The 23,974-nt window shown below is 74.2% G+C and carries 1 protein-coding gene (running past both ends of the window); it reads left to right on the forward strand.

All 23,974 nt of this window come from inside a single coding sequence — locus AC29IT_RS13285, WXG100-like domain-containing protein (protein ID WP_488218866.1), on the forward strand. Of the gene's 62,877 coding nucleotides, 25,340 precede the window and 13,563 follow it; the stretch shown corresponds to coding positions 25,341-49,314 — codons 8,447 (partial) to 16,438 (complete); the first complete codon in view begins at window position 2. Both the start codon and the stop codon lie outside the window.

The raw sequence follows: 23,974 nt of genomic DNA on the forward strand, positions 1-23,974 counted from the left end.
GCTGCCGGACCTGGTGGAGTTCCTGGAACTGCTGCCGATGAGCCCGGAGTCGCAGCGGCAGGCCGTCGAGCTGTTCGCGCTCAACGACGCCTGGCGCCACACCGGCGAGAACGACTCCCACCAGCGGATCGTCACCGTCAGCGGCCCGGACGGCGGGCTGATGTTCCCGACGCCGCGGCACTCCGTCGAGGCCGCGGTCCGGGCTGCCCGGGACCAGCAGCCCTACCCCGACGTCGACCTCGTGCTGGGTGAACTCGACCCGCACGGCAGGGGACTGGTGCTGTGGAACGGCCGGTTCCTCTCCGGGCCGGAGCTGATCGAGACGATGGCCTCGCGCCGGTTCGGTGCGCGGGACGGCATCGTGCTGGCCATCTCGGGCGTCGACCGGGCGCCGTGGTTCCGGGACCTCTTCGAACCGGCGAACTTCCAGGACGAGGCGGTGCTGACCGCCTCGCACGTGCTGCGGCTGCCCGACGGCAGGCTCGTCGCGGGCGTGGTCACGCAGAGCCCGGACGGCCGGTTGCGGATGGCGCCGGACCCGCGGGGCTGGCTGATGCACGGCGACTACGTCGGCGACGGGATGACCCCGCCGGACCAGACGGGACGCGCGGACCTGGGCGAGGCCATCCAGGTGATGCAGCGCAAGCTGGGCCTCGACCAGCCGCAGGACGGCCCGGGCCACGCCGCCGAACCGCCTGCCGCCGAACCGCAGCCCGGCGGCGACCGCGGCCTCGTCATGGGCGACGACCCGGCACCGGTGCTGCCGCCCGAGATCGCCCCGCTGGTGGACCGGGCGCGGCGCACCCTCGGCTCGCTGCAGCGCAACCTCGACGCCGCCCCGGTCGGCGAGCCGCGGTTCGACCAGGCCAGGGAACGGCTCCAGACCTGGCAGCAGGCGCTGCGCAGCGACGACCTGCCGCGCGCCACCCCGGACGAACTGCGGGCCTTCGACGTGGACGCCCGCGTCCTGCTCGGCGAGGTCCGCGCCGACCGCACCGCCCGGCTGGAGCGGCTGCACGAGGAGGCGCAGGCCCGCGCCGACGAGGGCGGCGCCCCGATCGTCTTCCACGAAGGCGGCGTGCCCGGCGGCGTGACCAGCCGGCCCGGCGTCAAGCTCGGCTTCGAGGTCGAGTTCAGCCTTCCCGAAGCCGGGTTCGAGAACTCCGTCCGCGAGCTGTTCACCGACCTCAAGGACGGCGGCCACACCCAGCAGGACGGTGCTGGGTTCCCGCTGCCCCAGCAGGGCGGCGACATCGTCAAGCGGGCCAACGACGCCCACGGCTGGGCGATGGCCGACGAGGCGTCCTTCCCCGCCGGCGTCGAGCTGATCTCGCCGATCCTGCGGCCCGGCGACGACGCGGCCGTCTGGCCCGGGCTCGCCGACGTGCTCGGGATGGCCCGGGACCACGGCGGCAGCGCTCGTGGCACCGGCGGGCACGTCAACCTGAGCTTCGCCGAGCAACTCACCCCGCAGCAGTACGTGCGGCTGGCGCAGCTGACCAAGGGCTTCGAGTCGGTGCTGTTCCGCCTCGGCAACCACACCGACGGCAGCGGCGACCGCAGCCTCGACTACGTGGGCCCGAACCCGCTGCCGGTCGACCCGGCCACGGTGTCCGGGGTCGGCGACCTGCACGCGCTCAACCGGGGCGCGCAGCGGCAGGCGAAGTACGACGCCGTCAACTTCCGCAACATCGAGGGCTCGGCGAGCGACCGCGTGGAGATGCGGTTCTGGGCGGGCAGCCTCGACGAAGCCGAGTGGCAGGTGCGCGCCGAGCTCACCGCCGCGATGGTCGCCGCCGCGCAGGACCCGACGATCCACGCCCGCCTCGACGAGCTGATGTCCAGGCCCGCGCTGCTCAACCACGGCAAGGCCGACCTGGCGCAGCTGCAGGAACTGCTGGAGCTGCTGCCGCTGAGCCCCGAATCCGAGGCGCAGGCCGTCCAGCTGTTCGCGCGCACCGAGCCCTGGACCCTGGACGGGTCGAACGACAGCTACGACCGCGCGCAGAGCATCACGCTGCCCGGCGGCGGGCTGTACTTCCCGAACCCGCGCAACTCGCTCACCTCCGCGATCGAGGTGGCGCGGCGGCTGCCGAACCTGCCGGACACCGACCTGGTGCTCGCCACCCTCGCCCCGGACGACCCGGACATGGTGCAGCTGTGGGACGGCGAACCGGTGGACGGCACCGGGTTCGTCTCCTCGCTGAAGGAACGCGGCATCGGCGGCGAGAACCCGATCGTGCTGGCCATCTCCGGGGTGCTGCAGCCGGACCCGGACGTGACGCACGAGGGCCCGGACCCGTTCGCGGAGGACCTGGAATCCGACTGGGTCGGCGACCTGACCGTGGACAACACCGTCTACGCCGCGGCGAAGGTGGCGCTGACCCCGGACGGCAGGCTGCTGGCGGTCCGCGAGGTCGTCCGCGCCCAGGACGGCACCATCCGCTTCGAACCGGACCCGCGCGGCTGGGTGCTGCTGGAGGACGGCCAGTCCCGCGCCACCGGCGAAGCCGACCTGGCGGAGGCGCTGCGCACCGATCAGGACGCCGGGGGCGTGACCGACTCCGAGTTCGCCTCGAACCGCGACGAGGACTCCGACGTCGACATGTCCGACGCCGAGTCCGAGGGCTCGCGCAGCGACGACGACGCCGACGCCGAGGGCGTGACCGACTCCGAGTTCGCCTCGGACCGGGACGCGGACTCCGACGTCGACATGTCCGACGACCTCTACCGCTCCGACGAGGACGCCGAAGGCGAGATCGACCCGGACTACCAGCAGCAGCCGACCCGCCCGCAGGCGGCGCCGGAGCGCTCCCCGGCCGCGGACGGCCTGTTCAGCGGGCTCGCCCCGGCGGACCTGTTCACCGATGACGCGCTGAACGCGCTCGGCGACGACTTCTGGAACCAGTTCACCGAAGCGGATTCGCACTTCGACTTCGACTGGGCCGGCAGCACCGAGCTCGACGAGCTGCGACTGCCGGGCGACGTCGACCAGCAGCTCGCCAACGCCTTCTCCGACGCGGCCCTGCCCGTGCCCCGCTGGGCCGCGGAACCGGACGGCACCGGCGCGATCTCCGACGAGGCGTTCCGCCCGCTGCACGCGGAGCTCGCACCGACGCTCGCCCGCGAGCTGCTGGAGGTGGCCGACGGGACGCGCGAGCCCTTCGAAATCCACATCGCCAGCCTCACCTCCGAACCGGAGGTCCTGGACGGCAACGTCGAGCGGGCCAAGGAAGCCCAGACCCTCGGCAGCGCCGCGCGGACCAGGGACATCCAGACCAGGCTCACCGCCGCGCTGGAAGCCGAGCTGGCCGCGGCCCAGCGGGACGTCCCGGTCGCCGAGCGGCGCACGTTGCGCGACCTCGGCGTGCCGCGCGTGGTGCGGAACGAGATCGCGCTGTTCGACTCGGTCGCGGTGGAGACGGCTCCGATCCCGGACCGCGGCGCGCAGTGGGGCGAGGGCGCGAGCGAGCCCGCCGCCGCGGACCGCTCCTGGCAGCACTCCACGGCGACCCGAGCCGGCTGGTTCGACCCGCTGTGGGGCGACTTCGAACCGTCCGCGTGGGAGAACCTGCGCAGGCCGATCCCGGACGGCGTCGTCGAGTACGAAGCACCCGCCCCCACCATGGCGACGCGCGGCGCGCCCAACTTCTTCGCCGGGCCCGTCCGGTTCGAGTACCAGCGCATCGAGATCGAGCCCGGTCGGTTCGTGCAGGAGTGGACCGCTCGCCCCTACCTCGACACGACCGCGTTCCTCGCGCCGCAGCGCGGGCGCGTCGACCACGACCTGCGCCAGGTCCGGGCGGCGCAGGACGAGCTGGCGAGCGCCGAGATCTTCGCGAAGCTCTTCGAGGGCACCTCGCTCGTCACCGAAGCCGAGGCCGCGCAGGAACAGGTGCGTGCGCGGGCCGCGGAACTCGACGGGCTGCGGGCGAAGGCGGACGAGTCCAACGCGGAACTCGCCCGCCAGGAGCAGCGGGTCGAAGACCTGAAGGAACGGGTCCGCGAATCGGTGGCCTCGCACCCGTTCCAGGGCTCCCGGATGGCGATCTCGGGAGACCAGTTCCACGCGCGGATGGAATTCGCCTCGGACCCGGCGTCGGCGCTCCAGATCGTGCGGATCGGCGAGAACATCCGGGCGAACCAGACCCACTGGGACGTCAACATGACCGGCCGGGTCGGTCAGCACGAGCAGTTCCACACCTTCGGCCTGGCCGACGAGTACTCCTCGCCGCGCAGCTACGAACTGGGCTCCCGGGAGTTCGAGGGGAAGCCGATCCCGGAGTACAAGGTCCGGGCCTACGTGGATTCGGTGCGGTTCACCGAGCAGCGCGAGCGGATCGCCGAGGAAGCGGAGCGGAAGGCGGAGTCGGCGGAGCGCGTCGCCGCCATCGACGAGGAGCGTCGAACCTCCCTCAACAGCCAGGTCGACGAGGGCGGCGAGCCGATGTTCGACGCCGCGGCCCTCGACCGGCAGGTGGCCGCGTCGCGGCAGGAGGCCGAGCGCCTCCGCACCGAAGCCGACGCGGCCCGGCGGCGGGTCGACTCCGCCGACCAGGAGATCCGCGAACTGCGCGAACGCGCCGAGCAGGGCGTCCGCGAGCTGTTCGACCCGAGCCGGATGAAGCCCGACCGCCGCTACGCGGTCGAGGTCGAATTCGTCGAGCACGGCGGCTACAACCAGCTGCTCACCCTCACCGACGCGGACGACGTCACCGCCGTGGACGCGGCGCGCTGGCGCCCCTCGGACAGCGCCGAGCAGGCGGCGGGTCGCGTCGCGGCGCACCTCGGGCTGACGCCGGAGTTCGTCTCCGCGCTGCGCTCCGGCGACACCGGTGACCTGCGGCAGCAGCCGGTCGACAACCGCTTGGTGTTCAACCGCGCGGACCAGCCGCTGCCGCGGGACATCAGCACCGGCGAACCGCACGTGCGCCGCAACCGCTACATCGACGACGACGGGCTGATGGGCCAGAACCTCGGCTCGGTGCTGCCGCGGCACCTGTGGCGGATGGAGCAGCTGGCCCACGAAGCCGGTGCGCGCCCCGACGTGATGGTCCCGGGCCCGGAGCGGGTCGCTCGCCGCCTCGACTTCCTGCTGAGCAGGCCCCAGGTGGACGCGGGCGAGGTGCTCGCCCAGCTGCGCATCCTGATCGGCAACGATGCGGGCATCGAAGCGGTGCGGGAGCGCTTCGGCTCGGACGGGACTCCGTCGCTCGACCAGCGGCTCCAGGAGCGCCTCGACGGCGTGGACGCGACGCGCGCCGAGCGCTACCTGAGCGGCCGCTCGCGGGAACTCGTCGATTTCGAGGACTTCCTCGACACCGCGCCCGACCCGTTCGCCGAACCCGGCACCGACCTCGACCTCGACCTCGGTTCGCTCGGCGGCGACCTGTTCCAGGACGGGACGTTCGACTTCTCGAACCCCTGGCTCGGCACGAACGCCCTCGGGGCGAACGAGATCGGGGACGGCGCGGCCCACGGCCAGGGCGAGCTGGACCTGACCGGCGCCGAGAACCCGGTCGACTTCAACGCCATCGACTTCAACGCCATCGACTTCGACAGCGTCGACTTCAGCGGCTTCGACTTCACCTCGTTCGGTGAGCTCGGCGACCTCGGCAACCCGGACGGCACCGGGAACGCGCCGCAGGGCGACCAGATGCCGGGGCTCGACTTCACCGCCGCTTCGCACGGCACCTTCGCCGCGGGCGACCCGTTCGCCGCGCTCGGCGACCTGCCGCCCGCCGACCCCGAGCTGCTGCGGATGCTCGACGACGGGTTCGGGCAGGGCGATGTGGAGATGTCCGCGCCCGAGGCCGCCACCCGGCCCGACGGCGACGCCGAACAGCAGGCGCAGCAGGCGCCGCAGCAGACACCCCCGCCCCCGGCGGCGCGCATCGACCCGCACCTGCTGGAATCCGGCACCGAGCGCTCCGGCATCTCGCCGGACCTGCGCGCCCGGCTCGACGCCGCGCCGGTGCAGCAGCGCGGCCGCATCCGCGAGCAGCCCGACACCGACGTCGTGGAGCGCTCCGCGTTCGAGGTGCGCCGGGCCGTGTCCTCGGACGGCGTGCTGGTCAGCGAGGCCACCGTGCGCATCCGGCAGCAGACCTCGCTGCCGCGCACCGCCGCCGACGCGGACTGGGCGCGGATGGTGCACGACGTGGACCGGCGGTTCAACCGGCCGAACGTGGTGCTGCCCAACGGCGACGTGCTCCGGGTGCGGGTGCTGCGCGCGGGAGCCGGCGAGGAGCCGCACCACTCGGTGGTGCTGGACGCCACCGGCCGCGGTGACCAGACCTCGTGGAAGTTCGGCGACCCGAACCGGCTGCGCGCCATCGGCTCGATGCTGGGCCTGCCGGTCGAACCGGACGCCGCGGGCAGCCTGATGGGCGTCCCGGACGCCGAGGGCAACGCGGGCCTGCGGAGCCGCCACGCCGAAGTGCTGGGCCAGCACATCGGCGAGGTCCCGGCGCACTCGCCGGAATTCCAGGAACCGCGCCTCGCCGAGAGCCAGGGCCCGGCCGCGCGGCTGCGCGCCGCCGCCGACCTGATGCGCAGGCACCTGAGCAGCAGCGCGCACCGCTTCACCCCCGACCAGCTCCAGCGGTTCGCGCAGGTCGTGCGCGCCGCCGAAGCGCCCTCGCTCAGCGGCGTCCCGCTGCACGGGCTGCGCGCCGCCGCCGAGCAGGCCGAGCAGCACGCGCAGCAGATCCGCCAGGTCGCCGCCGACGAGCTGCGCGGCGGCTACGAGCGGGCGCGCCTCGACGCCGACAACGGCCTCAACCCGATCACCTTCCACGTGAACGGCGTCCCGGGCGGGGCCAGTTCCCGGCCCGACGTCCGCCTCGGCTTCGAGCTGGAGGTGCAGTACGAGCGCACCGTGCAGGGCCTGCGGGCGATGGACGACGACGCCACCACCTACCTGCGGCAGGTCGGCGACCCGGACCCGGTGTTCGACGCGCAGCTGACCGGCCTCACCCAGGAACTGCGCGACACCGGGTTCCTGCCGGACGACACCGTCCCCGGGGAGTTGCTGGCCGCGCGCGACCCGCGGGTCGCCGAAGCGCGCGAGGCGGGCAAGTGGTCGCTGGTCGAAGAAGGCGCGCACATCCAGGGCTTCGAACTGGTGTCGCCGATCCTGCGGCCCGGCGTGGACTCCGGGACCTGGCACGACGTCGCCGAGCTGACCGGCCTGGTGCGCGCCCACGAGGGTTCCGCGGCGAACACCGGCGGGCACGTCAACATCAGCTTCACCGAGCAGCTGACCCCGACCGAGCACGTCCGGCTGGCCCGCATCCAGAAGGGCTTCGAGTCGGTCCTCTACCACCTCGGCAACCACCCGGGCGGGCTGAAGCAGCGCCTGCTGACGATGGTCGGCCCCGGCCCGCTCCCCGCGGACCCGTCCCGGGTCACCAACGCGGCCGACGTCACCGGGCTGAACCGGACGCGGGAGGAAGGGCTCAACTTCCAGCACATCACCGGCAGCGACTCGGACCGGCACGAGTTCCGGTTCTGGGCCGGCACCCTCGACGCGGGCGAGACGCAGGCGCACGCCGAGATCAGCGCCGCGATGCTGCTGGCCGCGAAGGACCCGCGCATCGACCGCGTGCTGGACGCGCTGATGACCGAGCCGAAGCTGCTCGGCCACGCGCCCGCCGGACTGCCCGAGCTCGCCGACCTGCTGGCGCTGCTGCCGATGAGCCCGGAGGCCCGGGAGCAGGCGGTGCAGCTGTTCGCGGTCACCCGCGAGTGGGAGAACACCGGTACCAACGACGTCGACCACCGCACGCAGACGGTCGGGCTCCCGCACGGCGGCCTGCTGTACCCGGCGCCGGGCACCTCGGTGCGCAGCGCGGTCGCGCGGGCCCGCAACCTCTCGTCGATGTACGAATCGGTGGACGTGCTGTCCGCACCGGTGCGCCCGGACCAGCGGATCACGCTGTGGAACGGCAGCGTGCTGGAGCCGCAGGCGTTCATCGACTCGGCGAGCGAGCGCAACTTCGGGCAGGCCGTGCCCGGCGTGCTCGCCGTCTCCGGCGGCAGCAGGCTCGGCTGGCTGCCGGACCTGGTGGCGGCCACCGGCGAAGGCGTCATCACCACCGCGGGCCACGTCTTCCAGACCCCGGACGGCAGGCTCGTCACCGGGCGGCCGGTCACCGGCGCGGACGGGATCGTGCGCATCCAGCGCGACCCGCAGGGCTGGACGAAGCACACCGAGGACGACGTCGAGCACAGCGGCCTCGCCGACCTGGGCGAGGCGCTCGCCGAGTTCGGCCACGACGGCGACCGGCCGTCGCGTCCCGAACCGGGCCGGATCACCGAACCGCTGGCGGAGACCACCCGGCGCACCCGCACGCGCCCGGCCGCGAGCCCCGACGACATGGACGTCGACTCCCCGGTCTACGAGTCGGCGCCCACCCCGGGCTGGACCGGCGACGCCCCGACCCCCGGCTACGCGCCCACGCCGGGCTGGACCGGGGGCGCCGAGACGCCGAACGCCGCCTCCCTGCCGGACACCGCGTCGATCCCGGACACCGAGCCGTGGGGCGGCTCGCCGGCTCCGACCCCCGGCTACGCGCCCACTCCCGGCGGCTACGAGTCGCCGAGCCCGGCCGGGGCGATGGACCTCGACCCGGACCAGCCGGCGACCTCCGTCGAGTCCGAGTCGCCGGAGGAGATGGTCGAGTGGGTCGGCCACTTCGACGACGCCGACCCGGCCCGGCTGCCGCAGGACGCCGCGCTGGAGCTGCGGGACGTGTCCGCTCGCTCGCTGGCCACCGAACTGCTGGAGGTCGCGCGCGGCGAGCGCGCGCCCTTCGAGATCCGGGTGCACGGCTGGCACACCGAGGCGCACGGTCCCGAGGTGAGTGCGCAGCGCACCCAGCAGGTCGTCGACGGCCTGCACCGGTCGCTGGAAGCGCAGCTGGAGGCGCTGCAACCGGAACGGCCCGTCGCGGAGCTGACCACTGCGCTGGAGGCGGTCCGCGTCGCCCGCGAATCGGCGCTGCCGCTGCACGAGCTCGCGGACGCCGTCGGCCCGGTCCGCGACGAGCTGCCGCAGGGCGAGACCCGCGCCGCGCTGGACGCCCTCGGCGACGCGGTCCGCGACAGCACGCAGCAGGTCGCCGGAGCGCAGGGCCGCCTCCGCACCGCGCTGTGGCGCGCCGCGAACGCGCTCGACGCCGAGGTCCGCGGCGCCCAGCGGCACACCCTCAGCAGCCTCGGCGTGCGGATCGGCTCCGTGACCGCGGTGCGCGACGAGAACACGGTGCTCATCACCAGCATCGAGACCGAGCAGTACGGCAAGTACTGGGAGGACGGTGTCGAACCGCCCGCCACCTCCTCCGAGTGGCGGCACACCGAGGTGCAGCACGCCTCCTGGTTCGACCCGCTGTGGAACAAGCTGGAACCGGCCGAGTGGCGGGACCTGCTCCGGCCCATCCCGGACGCGACGGTGAACTCCGAGTCGCTCGACCTGCAGCTGAGCAGCACGATCACCAAGCCCGACCCGAGCACCGCCAGCACGGCGCTGCCGAGCGACGCCCGCCCGACGCTGGCGCTGGACGCCGAGTTCCTGACCGGCGACATCACCTACGACGTGCAGCGCATCGAGGTCAGTCCCGGCCGGACCCTGCAGCACCGCACCTTCAAGGCGCACCTGAACGCGGAGAGCCTGCTCGCCGAGCCCCGGCAGGAAGCCGGACGGCGCTCGACGCTCGCCGACCGCGCAGAGCGGCGCGCGGCCGACCTGGACAACGCCGCCACCCTGCTGGAGCTCAGCGGCAGGCCGGACGACCCGCAGGTCCGCTCGGCGCGGGCGCAGGCCGACACCGCCCAGAAGCGGGCGGAGCGGCAGCGCGCCAAGGCCGACGACGCCGCCCGGGAGCTCGCCACCCAGCAGCAGCGCGTCGAGGACCTCAAGGAGCGCGCGCTGCGCTCCGTCGACGAGATCCACAACACCGGCTTCCGGCTCCCCGGCGGCGACCAGTTCCACGGCAGGCTCGAGTTCGTCGACGACCCGGCGCAGGCCCACCGCACCGTGGTGCTGTCCGACAAGACCGCCATGGACCAGCTCAACTGGGACGTCAAGGACGACGGCAGCGGCGTCGCGCACGAGGTCGGGCACTTCTGGGGACTTCCCGACGAGTACCGGGCGCGGCCGAAGTTCGACATGAGCGGCACCCGCGACTTCCGCGGCAAGGAGCTGCCGGTCTACACCGTCAAGGTCCACCTGGACACCGACCCGCTGCTGCAGCAGCACCAGGACCGCGCGGACAGCTTCCGCCGGGAGGCCGACGAGGCCAGGGACATCGCCGAGCTCGACCGGACCGACGCCGACGAGCTCGAAGCGCACCTGATGGACGACGACTCCGACACCCCGCCGCCGGAGGTGGTGGAGGCCCGCGAGCAGGCCGAGAAGTCCCGCGACACCGCCGAGGTGCGCCGCCGGGAGGCCGAGGAGGCGCAGGAGAAGCTGGACGAGGTCCGCGCCGAGCTCGACGAGTTCCGGGAGAAGGCGGTCCAGGGCGTCGAGAACGTGTTCCACCCGAGCCGGATGAACCGCGAGGCCCGGTACTTCGTGGACCTGCAGTTCGTCGACGACCGGCGGTCGGCGCACCTGAGCTCGGAACTGCACCCGAAGCGCGATGCCGAGCCGAGCACCGAGCTGTGGGAGGTCACCGACGAGCCGTCGCGGGTCAACACGCGGATCGGCGCGCACCTGGGCCTCCCGCTGAACTACATGCACGCGCTGAAGAAGGGCAAGACCGGCGACCTGCGCGCGCTGCCGAAGGACGATCGGCGGATCTTCAGCCTCGACGACCAGAAGCTGCCGATCGACCCGATGACCGGCGAACCGCACCGGCCGTTCAACTCGTACGTCAACGACGACGGGCTGATGACCGGCAGGCAGCGGCTGTTCCTGCCGCGCAACGCCTGGCGCGTCGAGCAGGTCGGCTTCGACCTGGGCGTGCGGCCCGACGTGCTGCAACCCGGCCCGGTGCGGCTGGCGCAGCAGGCCGAGCGGCTGCTGTCGCAGACCGAGGCCGAGCACCAGAAGCCGCGGCCGCTGCCGAAGGGCCTCGACGAGACCCCCGCGCCGCGCTACGGGCCGACCCGGCAGATGTCGCTGCTGGCGGCGTTCGCCGAGCTCTCCCGCAACCAGGACGGGCTGGACGCGGTCCGCGCCGAGTTCCAGCGCGCCACCGGCCAGGACCTGGACCAGGTGATCCGCCGCGAACTCGGCCAGGACGCGCTGGACCAGGTGCAGGCCCTCGTCGACGGCCCCGACGACACCGCGATGTCCGACGCCGGTTCGCTCACCGAGCCCAACACCGAGCCCGAATCCGGGGACGAATCGGGGAACGGCAGCCGCCCGTCCGGCGCCAACGGCGACTTCACCATCCCCATCCCGGACCGGCCGCTCCCCGTCGACGAGCCGGGCTACCCGCTGCCCGACGCGACCGCCGCGCCGGAGACCGAGCCGCTGCTGGAGCGGACCCACCAGGTCCAGGAACTGCTGCCGCGCAACGCGGTCCGCGCCGAGCAGCTCGACGGCACCGCGATCCGCGCCGACGTGCGCTCGGCCATGCTGCAGGCCGCGGTGCCGCCGGAACGTGCCGACCAGGTGCTGCACGGCCTGTCCGACACCGAGCTGAAGAACGGCTTCACCGCGCTGCACGGCGAAGGCCTCGTGGTCTCCTCCGGCATCGGCGAGGACGCCGTCGAAGTCCTCGTCCGCGCCGGGCTCGACGACGACAGCACCGGAGGACGCCCCGCCCCACCGACCACCGCGCCCGCGAAGAAGGGCAAGGAGAACAAGGTCGACAACGCCTCCGGCGGCTTCGGCAAGGTCAAGAACACCTCGGACTCGCCCGCGGTCCGCGACGACGGCTACGCCTACCGGGGCAGCATCCCGCTGCCGTGGCTGTCCGGGACGTCGATGCAGACCGCGCTGAGCCTGCGCGGCCTCACCCCGCAGCACGGCTGGAGCAGCACCGACGGCTCCGAGGTCCAGCACGGCTCCACCGCGGAACCCGGCGGCAAGCGGACCCGCAGCCTGCACGACATGACGCACACCGCCACCGTGCTGACCAACGGGCACGGCGCGGTGCGGATCAGCGGCACCTCGCCCGGCGCGGTCACCGTCAGCACCCCGGACGCGCTGCACGGCCTGCGGCCCGCCGAGGACGCCGACGGCACGGCCGACTTCGGCGCCCCGAGGCCCGGCGACTCCACCCGCCTGCGCGGCGACCGCGCGCTGTTCGACCGCGCCCGCGAGCTCGTGCACCGGCACCCGGAGTGGGCGGGCAAGGCCGACGAGATCGGCTCGCGGCTGCGCGGCACCCTGCGCGGGCTGGTCACCACCGCTTCGCTGAGCCGCCGCGACGTCGACCTGCTCTCCGGCGGCACCCTCGTCGAGCAGCTGCGCACCGTCGACTCCGCCGGGCAGGACCGCACCGCCACCGTCGAGCTGAAGGCCCGCCGCGGTGCGAGCCGCGAGCACCTCGCCGACGACGGCTTCGACGGCAAGGTCGCGACCAAGGCCGGGCGCAAGGACGGCCACTCCACCGAGCGCACCGTCCAGCAGCCGGTGGACCTCGGCGGCCGCGTCCGGCTCACCCAGAACATCTGGGGCGACAACGCGGGCGACCGGATCGACCTGCGCGGCGCGGTGCAGGGCAAGCTCACCTCGCACGAGGGGCACGGCACCACCCGCGGCGACGACCTGCGCACCGAACTGGCCTGGGAGCGCAAGGGGCCGATGCACGTCGGCACCGCCGACCTCACCTACGACCTGCGGATCCGCTTCGACGACGGCACCGTCGAGGACACCTCGGTGCACGTGCCCGCCGGTGCCACCGCCTGGCGCGGGGATAGCCCGGACGGCACCGCGCCCGAGTTCACCGGCGGCGACCCGTTCCCGCCGCAGCGCGTCCTCGGCGCCGCCGAGACCCGCTACCCGAACGTCGACGGCGTCGCCGCCGCGCTCCGCGAGATGCTGCCGGAAGGCGTGCTGCCGCCCGAGGACGCGGAGGGCCGGACGGCCGAAGCGCACGCCACCGAGAACGCCGCCGTCCTCGCCGACGCCGTCTCCGAGAGCGGCTTCAGCAGCCGGTCCGCCGCGCTCAACGGCCCCGGCACCTCCTTCCTGCTCACCCGCGCCCGGTACGCCGCCACCGGCACCCCGGACGACCTGGTGGGCGTGCTGGTGGAGACCATGCCACGCGCCGGATCCGGCTACGGCACCTTCGCGTCGACGCCGCCGTCCTCGCCGACGACGCCGATCACGCCGGCCACCGCGACGACGGTGCCGGACGCCGCGCTCGGCGGTGACCTCACCGGCAGCACCGGCGTGCAGCACGAGACCAGCGCCAAGACCGGCCGGACCCTCGGCGCCGGCGGCGGCGTGCGCGGGCGGGTCCCGGCGCTCGGCCGGTTCGGCGGGCTCGACCTGAACCTGCAGCGCAACGACAAGTCGGACACCGAGCAGGTCACCCTCACCACCGCGAGCGGGCTGGGCCGCGGACGGGGCTGGAAGTCCGGCGACGTCGTCGCGCACCCGGAGCTCGTCGACTACCGGGTGACCGTGTTCGGCGCCGAAGGCGTGCTCGCCGAGCGGATGGTCGAAGGCGGGCAGGCCACGACCTACGCGGGCGGGCTGCTCGACCCCGCCGCGCGCACCGGCGATGTCGGCCTCGCCGCCCACTACCAGCGGGTCGAGCACGACGCGCCGCGCAGGCCGGAGGGCTGGGAGCCCGCCGAGCTGCCCGAGCACTTCGTGGTGCACGGACTCGACCTGCCCGAGGTCAACGGGCACCGGATCACCGAGGACGTGTTCGGCGGCTTCGGCGACAACAAGGTCATCGCCGCGCACCAGGTGCACTCCTTCGTCTCGCCGGAGGAGGTCGCGGTCAACTTCGACGCCGTGGCCACCGGCGCGTACGAGGGTTCGGTGCACCGCTACGAGAAGGGCGTGCTGCGCCCCTCCGAGCAGCGCATCGGCGACGTCAAGCTGCACGCCGCGCTCAGCAACGCGCGGCTCAACGGCCCGCCGCAGCAGGTCGAGCTCACCTTCACCCGCAAGGTCACCGGCAGCACCGGGCACGGCGCCGAGACCTTCACCGGCGGCGGCTGGACCGGCCGCGCGCGCCTCGGCAACCCCGGCTCCGGCGACTCCTCGACCGCGACGCCGGTCGTCAGCCTCGGCCAGGCCGACTCCGGCTCGCACGGGCGGTCCGAGGCCCGGGAGTTCGAGCGCACCACCACGACCACCTACAAGGGCCCGGCCTACCTGGTCAGCTACGACACCAGCACGCTGCTCAGCGGTGGCGAGCCGGACCGGCCGGACGCGGCCGTGCACCTGGAGGCGCACAAGACGGGCTCGGTGCAGCTGTGGGTGCCCGCCTCCGAGATCGGCAGGCTCGGCCTCGGCCCGATGCCGGAACCGGCCGACGGCGCCGGGTACACCGCTCCCGGCATCGACGCCGACGGCCACACCACCGCCACCGTCCGCCCCGAGGTCACCGCGCACCTGCTGAGCGGCATCAAGGACGTGCTCGCCGCGGTGCCGCAGCAGGACGTGCCGCGCAGCGCGATGCGGCAGTTCGGCGACTACCTCACCTCGCTGGCCCTCGGCGACGCCGAGCGCCGCGCCGGGCAGGACGTGTACCGGCAGAGCGCCCGCGACGTCACCCCCGGCGGCCTGCAGGCGCTGCTGGCCGACCTGCGCGGCCCCGGCAAGCACTGGACCGCCTCGGTCCCCGGTCCGCTCGGCACCGTCGACGTCTCGCTGACGCTGAAGGGCGAGCAGGGCCCCGGGCGGTTCGACGGCGTCGAATCCGGGTGGAGCGAGAAGCACGAGACGAAGACGACCTCCTCGGTCACCGAGACCGGCAAGACCGGGCACCAGCGCAAGGCGCAGCCGATGGTGCTGCTGCGCGGCGGCGGCGAGGAACTGCACCGCCGCGGCGCGCTGCTCGGCCAGGTCGGGCTGACCTCGAAGGACAGCGACAAGCACGTCGAGACGCACAGCACCGACAACACCCGGACCTACTCCACCAAGAGCGACTTCGCGACCTTCGGCCACGACCTGGACCTGCGGCTGGAGGTGCGCAAGACCGCGCACGCCAACCGGACCCCGAACACCCTCACCGGCGGGTTCGCGGACCGGAGCAGCCCGGCGAGCACCGGCGAGACGCTGGCGCTGCCGACGCTGCGCGACGCGGTCCGCACCCGCGTCCCGGTGGGCGAGCTCGGCCTCGGCGAGCACCAGCCGCAGCGGATCGACGAGCTCCCCGAGGTCAGCCACGTCGTCGCCAACTCCGACGACGTGCACCGCGTCGTGCAGGACCTGCTGGACGGCACCCCGGGTGCCGATCCCGACGCGGCACCGCCGGTGCCGGAACGCGCCACCTGGACCCGGCACGGGCTGCTCACCGGCACCACGACCAGCGCGCTGTCGTCGCACCTGCCCGCGGCGATGCGCGCCCACGGCTACCGCATCGGCGGTCTCGACCACGACGGCCACGCCGCCGACAGCACCCCGCACCCGCTGGAATCGGTGCTGATCACCGCGGAGCTGGACGACGCGCACGTGGTGCCGACCGGGGACGACGCCGGGCTCACCACGAAGGACTCTGAGACCACCGCGATCAAGGAGCAGCACAAGGAGGGGCCGGGCCTCGGCTTCACCGGTCGCGTCGCGCTGGACGCGCTGGCCGACCCGCGGCAGGCCGTGGACGCGACCGGCGCGAACTACCGCCAGTCGCCGCAGGCCTCGCTGCCCGGCCCGAGCTACTCGTGGCAGCGCACCTCGGCCGCCGAGGGCAAGTTCAAGGACGCCCAGTCCGAGCAGCGCTCCGCGGGCGAGACCTACCTGGTCAACGCGATGGCGAACTGGACCATCACGCCGGAGCACCGGGCGGGCGCCCCCGAGTCCTGGAGCGAGCCGCGGCAGGCCCGCGACCGCGTCTACGTGCACACCGACCGGGCCGGTCTGATCATGATGGGCCTGACCCCGCCGGAGCCGCTCTCGGTCCCGGAGATCCGGGAACCCGCCGACGAGGCCACGACCACCGAGGACGGCGCTGCCGGCCAGCGCACCCCGGACCCCAGCCCGACGCCGGAGCCCGCGCCGACCCCGGACGCGATCCCCACGCCGGACCCGATGCCGTCCCCGATGTCGGAGCGGGACGCCGCCCCGGCCGAGCCCGCGGAACCGCGGACCGCGCTGGACGACTTCCTCTTCCCGGTGGAGCCCGAACCGGTCCCGGCGGAGCCCGAACCGGCCGCCGCGGACACCCGCCCGGAGTCCGATGTGGACGGAACGGCTCCGGTCGAGGACGGCGCGGCGGCGCGCGACGAGTCCGATGTGGACTCCGAGTCGCGGGCCGACTCCGACTCGGATTCGGACTCCGTCGCCGACTCCGACGCGAGCACCGGTTACCGGTCCGACGCCGACGACGACGCCCGGACCGACATCACCGAACCCGACGAGGGCCCCGACCCGCAGGGCAAGGCGCGGGAGCAGGACCTCGACCAGCAGGGCGAGGTGCGCGAGCAGGCGGAGCAGGACCCCGACCCGCAGGGGGAGGTGCGCGAGCAGGCGCAGCGGGCGCACGACGCGCTGGGCAAGATGACCGAGCAGGCCTTCGAGTCCCTGTTCATCGAGGCCCGCCGCATCGTGCAGCCGCTGCACCAGGTCCCGGTCGCGCTGGACTCCCCGAAGGCGCCCGTGGCGCGGATGCGCGAGCTGATGGACGAGGTCACCACCATCGTCGCCCGCGACCTGCACGAGAAGGGGCCGGAGGCGGCGACCGCGCGGGCCCGCGAGCTCGCCGACCAGCTCGGCACCCACCGCACCGAAGGCCTCATCGGCGGCGGCCGGTTCGGCGCGGGCCCGACCGAGGCACTGCCCTCCGCGCTGCCGGAGCACTCCGAGGCCGGACCGTCCGGCACCGCCCGCGACCGCTCCGTCGACACCCGGACCAGCGCGCTGCCCGACCCGGAGCGCCCCGCATCGCGGGCCGAGGAGAGCTCGACCCGCGGTGCGGAGGAGCGCGGGCGCACCGGACAGGAGTCCCGCCGCACCGAGGACGCCGCGGACCGCACCGGAGAGGGCTCGGACCGCGCCGGGCAGGACGAGAGCACCGTCCGCGACGAGAGCACCCGCGACGAGAACTCCGGGCAGCGCGATGCCGAGCAGGAGCGCACCGGCCGCGACGAGGACGCCGTCCGCGACGAGGGCGCGCGCACCGACGACGCGACCACCCGCGGTGAGGACGCCACCCGCGTTGAGGACACCGCCCGCACCGAGGACGACCCGGCGTCCCGCACCGACGAGGACCCGGCCACCCGCACCGAGGACGACCCCACCCGCACCGAGGACGACCCCACCCGCACCGAGGACGACCCCACCCGCACCGAGGACGACACCGCCCGCACCGACGAGTCCGCCCCGCCGCGCCGCCGCCGCTGGCTGGGCCTGCCGAGCTACCTGTCCCGCGGCCGCGGCCTCGGCGCGGGCGTGCAGCTCAGCCGCACCGAAGGCGCCGATCAGGTCGTCGCCGCGGTGACCGGTTCGCTCGACGGCAAGGTGAAGCAGCGCGAGATCGACGCGCTGAACCACGCGGTGCGCAACGAGTTCGGTTCCTTCCTCGGCGACGGCCGGGTCGTGACCATCGGCGAGGAGCGGTTCCGCATCAGCTCCGACCTGGACTGGTCGGGCCGCACCCCGTCGGAGGCTCCGGCGAGCTCGAACGCGGCGTCCACCGGCGGTTCCACCGGTTCCAAGGCGGCCACCAGCACCGGCCGCACCCCGATGTCGCGCTGGTTCTTCTTCGTGCCGACGGTCCCGGGCATGTTCGTCATCGGTGCGGTGAGCGTGCCGACCGACGTCGGCTTCTCCCGGTCGAACTCGCGGGAGAACTCGCAGAGCACCCGGCTGACGGTGGCGCTGCCGGAGACGGTCGCCGACGGCGCGTCCGGCTACCGCGGCATGACGGCCCAGCGGGTGCCCGCCTCGTTCACGATCACCCGCCTCGACGCGGCGGGCGACCCGACCGGCCCGACCACGTTCGTCGGCAGGCGCCCGGGCATGGACCCGGTGGCCGTGGAGCTGAGCGTCCCGGTCGGCCTCGGCGGCGAGGGCCGCGAGGTGGCGGTGCCCGCGGCGCTGCCGCCGTCGGTGGTGGAGAACGCCGACGTCCGCGGCAGCGCCCGCGGCCGCTACCAGGGCAAGTCGCTGCCGCGGCGGTTCGGCCGCCAGGACGGGATCGTCGAGCAGGTCGCCGCGCACCTCGGCAAGCTGAGCAAGGACGGGCAGAACACGCTGCGCTCCTTCCTCAGCTCGGCGAACGTGAAGCAGCGACTGCCGGAGATGGCCGTGACCCCGGAGCAGGCGGCGAAGGGCCACGGCTGGATCCAGTCCGACGCGCTGCTCCCCGGCGGCAACCCGCTGAAGCGGCTGCTGCCCGGTCACACCCGCGCGGTGCAGATGCGGGTGGTCGCCCGCAAGGTCGCCTACGAGCAGACCATCGAGGGCGCGCACTACGCGGAGGTCCGCACCGAGGGCTCCAGCACCAGCAGCACCAACACCACCGCCCGCGACGGCGGCGGCTCGCTCACCGCGGGCCCGGGCTACGACGTGGGCGTGGTGTCGGTCGCGGCGGGCGTCAACGTGGCGCTCGGCGGCGGGCACGGCCGCGGCCAGGAGTACGGCCGCAGCACCGGATCCGAGCAGGGCACCTCGCACACCGGCGACGTGGTGCGCTACCGCACCGTCTACGACCTGCAGGTCCGCAAGCCCGGCGACTCGCCGATCACGTTCGCCGAGGCGGTGGACGCCCACCAGCTGGCGCGACCGGAGGACGCGGGCGCGGCGGGCATCACCGCGGACGGCACCACCACCGCACCGGTCGGCAGGCAGGAGGTCGCCGACGCGGCCGCCTCCGCCGCGCTGGACCACAACGCGGCGAGCGAACTGCTCAGCAAGGTCATGCGCGATTCGGCGGCGGAACTGCCCGGCCACCACCGGTGGAAGTGGCGGGACACGTCCTTCGTCACCGAGTTCGACGACCCGAAGCTGGCGCACGGCATCAGCGGCAAGGGCGAGCGGCAGCTGGCCCGCGGCGAGCAGATCCACGAGGCCGTCTCGCCGGAGCAGCTGGTGCGCCGGGCACCGGACATGGTCGCCGACCGGCCGCTGCACCTGGACCTGCAGCCGGAACCGGGCCGCGGCAACGACTACCGCGCCTCGTTCCAGGTGAAGGCGGAGCTGCAGGGCGAACTGCGCCCGCTCGGGCCCGCCGAGGGCACGCCGAGCTCGGCGGCGCTCACCGAGTCCGAGTCCGGTTCGCACGCCAAGTCGCGCAGCTGGTCCCTCGGCGGCGGCATCGTCGCCCGGCTGTACACGGCGCTGCACGGCACGGGGATGATCACCACCCAGCACAAGGGCGGCTACTCCCGCACCACGGGCACCGAGGTGGGGCAGCGCACCGGCGGGTCCACCGGCGGCGTCCGCGGCGGCACCCTCGACGGGTCCGGCAACGTGCGGCCGGAGCCGATGCAGCGCTACGCGGCGACGGTGAAGCTGACCACGACCGGGCAGCACTGGTCGCGGGCGAACGAGCTGGTCCGCGGCGTGACCTTCGGTTCCCGCGGCCTGGACACCCCCGAGCTGCACGACCTGCGGATCGTCGACGAGTCGGCGGCCGCCGAGGGCCGCGAGCCCGGCACCGTCACGGTCGACGTGGTGGTGGAGCTGCCCGCCTCGCACGGCCCGCTGCGGGTGGAGGTCGCCCCGGAGAACCGGACCGAGCTGCCCGACGTCTCGCTCAACCGCAGCGCGGAGCTGCGCCGCGGCGCCTCCCGCAAGCTGGACGGGTTGCAGGTCGTGGCCTTCCACGGGCTGGAGCACGTGCGCGACTCGGTGCGGTCGATGCTGGCGAAGGCGTCGAACGACCCGATCTGGCACTTCGCCGACGGCGACAACTCGGGCCTGATCGACCAGGCGATCTCGGTGGAGGCGCTGCGCGGCGACCCGCGCGCGTTCAGCAGGCGCACCAAGCTCAACGGGTTCCGCTGGCACCGCAGGCGCGCCGACGTCGAGGCCGCCGCGGCCGTGTCCTACATGCTGCGCGACCCCGAGGTCGTGGAAACCCAGTGGCAGCAGCCGAAGCAGTCCACGACGGGGGCGACCTCCTCCGGCCAGGACGTCACCGGCACCTGGTCCGGCGCCAACGCGGTCGAACCCGCGATGATCATGTTCAGCGAGACCTCGAACCACACGCCGGGCACGGCCGCGCACGGCGTCGGCCTGTTCATGCACGAGCTGAGCCTGTGGATGGGCAGCTTCAGCAAGAAGACCGGCCACCGCACCGAGGTCTCCGCGGAACGCGCGCTGGCGCAGGAACCGCGCCGGATGCACCTGATCAACGCGAAGGTGGAGACCACCGTCGCCGCCGAGGCCATCCGCCGCGGCAACCTGGACCGCTGGCGCCTCCGGAAGCCGAAGCCGACGGGCACGGCCGCCGAGCGCTTCGAACTGCCCGGCGCGGTGCGGGTGCTGGTCACCGACGAGCAGCTGCACGAGATCCGGATCAAGCAGGCCGAGGAGGACGCGCGCCGCGCCGCCGAGCAGGCCGAGCAGGACCCGCCGGAGCTCCCGCCGCCGGACCGCTCCTCCGAGCCGGGCCGCACCAGCGCGGTGCCGGACGGCGTCCGGCTCGGCGCGCCGCGCTGGGCGGGGGGCGTCACCGAGGCGATCGACCTCAGCGACCGCATCCAGCCGCTGTACGAGCAGCTGGTGCGCACCGTCGGCCAGGAGAACGCGGACCGGCTGCTGCCGTCGTCCTCGGTGGAGACGCCGCACGACAACCACCGCGAGGTGGAGCGGTCGCTGTCGCAGCTGCAGGCCTCGCTGGAGGACCTGGCCAACGGCGGCGCGACCTCGTTGATCCGCCAGGAGTTCCGGGTCAGCGGCGAGACCTTCGAGCTGCGGGTGGACGCCTCGCTGGTCGGCGAACCGGAGCTGACCGGCATCAAGCACGGCGAGCTGTCCAAGGCCACCTCGTCCTCGTTCACCACCAGCGTCGCCCGCAAGTTCAGCCGGGTCCTCGTCGAGGCCATGACGATGATGGCGCCGGCGGGCATGTTCCAGAACGAGTCGGCGCTGCACTCGGCCGAGGCGGACCCGAACGCCAAGCACGGCGCGCCGTACGGCAACTTCGGCTTCGGCGGCATCCACGTCCTGGAGTGGCTCAAGCAGACCCGCGAGTCCAAGCAGGACGAGGCCACCCAGCACCAGCACACCGAGTCGGTGCGCGGCGCGCTCGCCGAGCACCGGGCCGAGGTGCTGTTCGACGTCCGCATCGAGCGGCACGGCGAGCGCGTCGCGGCCGCCCCGGACACCCGCACCGTCACCACGCACAGCGCCGTCGAGGACGCCCGGGTCGCCCCCGAGGGCGGCTCCCGGAAGCCGGTGGTCACCGCGCGCACCGCCGCCGATGCCACCCCGGAGGCGCTGTCCGAGTGGCGCGGCTCCGGGCACCCGGAGGCGCTGCCCACCGATCCCGCGCAGTACCGCGTGATCGACTTCGACGGCGACACCGCGGGCCTGGTCGGCGCCGCCGAGCAGGCGCTGGAAGGCGCCCGCGTCGACGTGGACCCGCACCTCCGGACGCTGCTGCGCGCCGAGCTCACCCCGAGCAGGCTCGCCGCGCTGCTGGACGCGCACCGGGACTCCGCGGAGGGCGTGCCGCTGGACCTGCCCCCGGACCTGGGCGTGAAGCTGACCGTGCACCCGAAGGTGCCGGGCGACGGCGAGCTGGTCGGCGCCAGCGGACGCATCCAGCTGGGCGGCAGCACGACCTCCACCGGTTCCACGCACACCGAAGTGGCCACCGGCAACGGGAACATGATCGCGGCGGTGCCGATCGTGGCGGCCGGCGTGCCGCAGGCCCCGCACTCGGCGACCTACGCCGACGGCCGCACCCCGTTCGGCGCCACCGGCGACTGGGCGCTGGCGATGGAGCCGCTGGGCGCCGCCGGTGCGGAGCACGAGCAGCAGGGCGCCGGGTCGACCGGTGGCGGCGAGCTGCCCGCGCCCGGGCCGCGCCCCGAGCAGAGCTCGATCACCAGCGCGTGGGCGCACGGCGCCGAGTTCCGCATCGTCGCCGAACCGACCGGCACGCTCACCACCAAGCGCACCGCCGTCGTCGACGCCGAGTTCGCCCCGGGGAACGGCTACGTGCTGCGCCGCGCGGACCGCGGCGACCTGCTGCCCGAGTCGCTGGTGCGCGCCACCGAGGACTTCGCCGCCCGCGACCGCGAGTGGTCCGAGGCCCGCGCCGCCCGCCGCGCCGCCGACCCGTTCGGGCCGGACGTGGACGGGGAACTGGTCGCCCGCCCCGACGAGGAGTTCGCGTTCCGCGCCGCCACCGAGGCCGAGCAGGCCGCGGAAACCGCCTGGTGGCAGGCGAAGCAGCACTACGACGCCGAGCTGGCCGCCGCTCGCCGCGACCCCGGCCTCAGCGGCACCACCCCGGACCAGCGGCTGGAACTGCCCCGCGACGGCGGGCAGTTGCCGCCCGCGGAGCGCGCGAAGCTGTACTCGCTGGCCAGGGAGGTCGTGCGGGCGCACGACGAGGGCACCCCGGTGGTCGCCCGCTACCGGGTGACCGGCGAGGTCGGCATCCGCTCCGCGCAGGACTTCTCCGCGATGATGTCCGAAGTGGACCGTTCGCTGCGGCTGGCGCAGTACGGCCTGCCGGACGCGGAGCGGCTGCGCCGGACCGCGCTCGGCATGGGCGGCACCCCGCACTTCGTGGACGGCGAGGGCCCGACCCGGGTCGAGGTCTGGCTCGAACCGGCCCCGGTGGCCCGCCGCGCGGACGGCGACGCCGAGCCGGTCGGCGTGCCGCGCGTGGAGGTCGAGGACACCGACGGCTCGCAGAACGGCGAGACCTCGCAGCGCGGTGGGACTTCGCGGGACGGCGAGGACGGCCGCGACGACGCGACCCCCCGGAACAGCGGGGAGAACCGGGACGGCGGGGAGAACCGGGACGGCGAGAGCTCCCGGGACGAGCAGGCCTCCCGCGACGGCTCGCGCACCGAGGACGAACCGCGGGGCCGCGAACGCGAGCGGCTCGCACCGCCGGAGCGCTCCCGCTCGATGGTCCCGCGGAGCATCAGCCAGGACTGGTCCCGCCCGTCGCACCCGACGCCCGACCTGACCGACGACGCGATCGAGCACACCTACGGCATCACCACCGAGAACCAGCGCCTGTTCCAGGAGTTCGTCGAAGAGCACCAGCTGGTCGTCGACGTGCGCCCGACGAACCCGGACTCGGTGCGGCTGCTCAAGGAGGGCGCGTACCCGAAGCCGCTGGAGATCAAGGCGAAGACGATCAACCGGCTGGACGTGCGGCTCGGCGCGCCGGAGCACGGCCTGGGCGCGGTCGGCTTCTTCGAGCCGACGCTGCCGGAGGACGTCACCGAGGCGGAGGCCCCCGGCCTGCGGGAGCGCGCGAAGCAGCGCCTCACCGAGTACCGCGAGCTGTTCGGCACCATGAAGGACCTCGCGAAGCAGTACTGGGTCGAGGACGGCGTGGTGCGCACCAACTCCGGTCTCGCCGAGGACGGCTCGCCCAGCCGGGACGTGCCGGTGGCGGGCGACCACGACGTGTTCAACATCCGCTCCGCCGAGGACGGCCGGGTGCTGCCGGAAGGCCGCTACCACGAGATGGTGCGCGAGCTGATCGCCCGCAAGATGGGCGTGCAGCACGGGGCGCACCGCTACTGGAACCCGCGCCGCGCCACCTACGAAGCGGCCATCTTCGACACGATCAACCGGGGCCACGACCCGGGCCACGAGCCGCTGGTCCGGTTCGCCCCCGGCGAGCCGCCCACCGAGGTGCACGCCGACCTGCCGGACATCCCGCAGGCGGGCGCCGACTTCGCCGCCGACATGGCC

It is taken from the genome of Saccharopolyspora sp. MMCC62, from assembly GCF_057736575.1.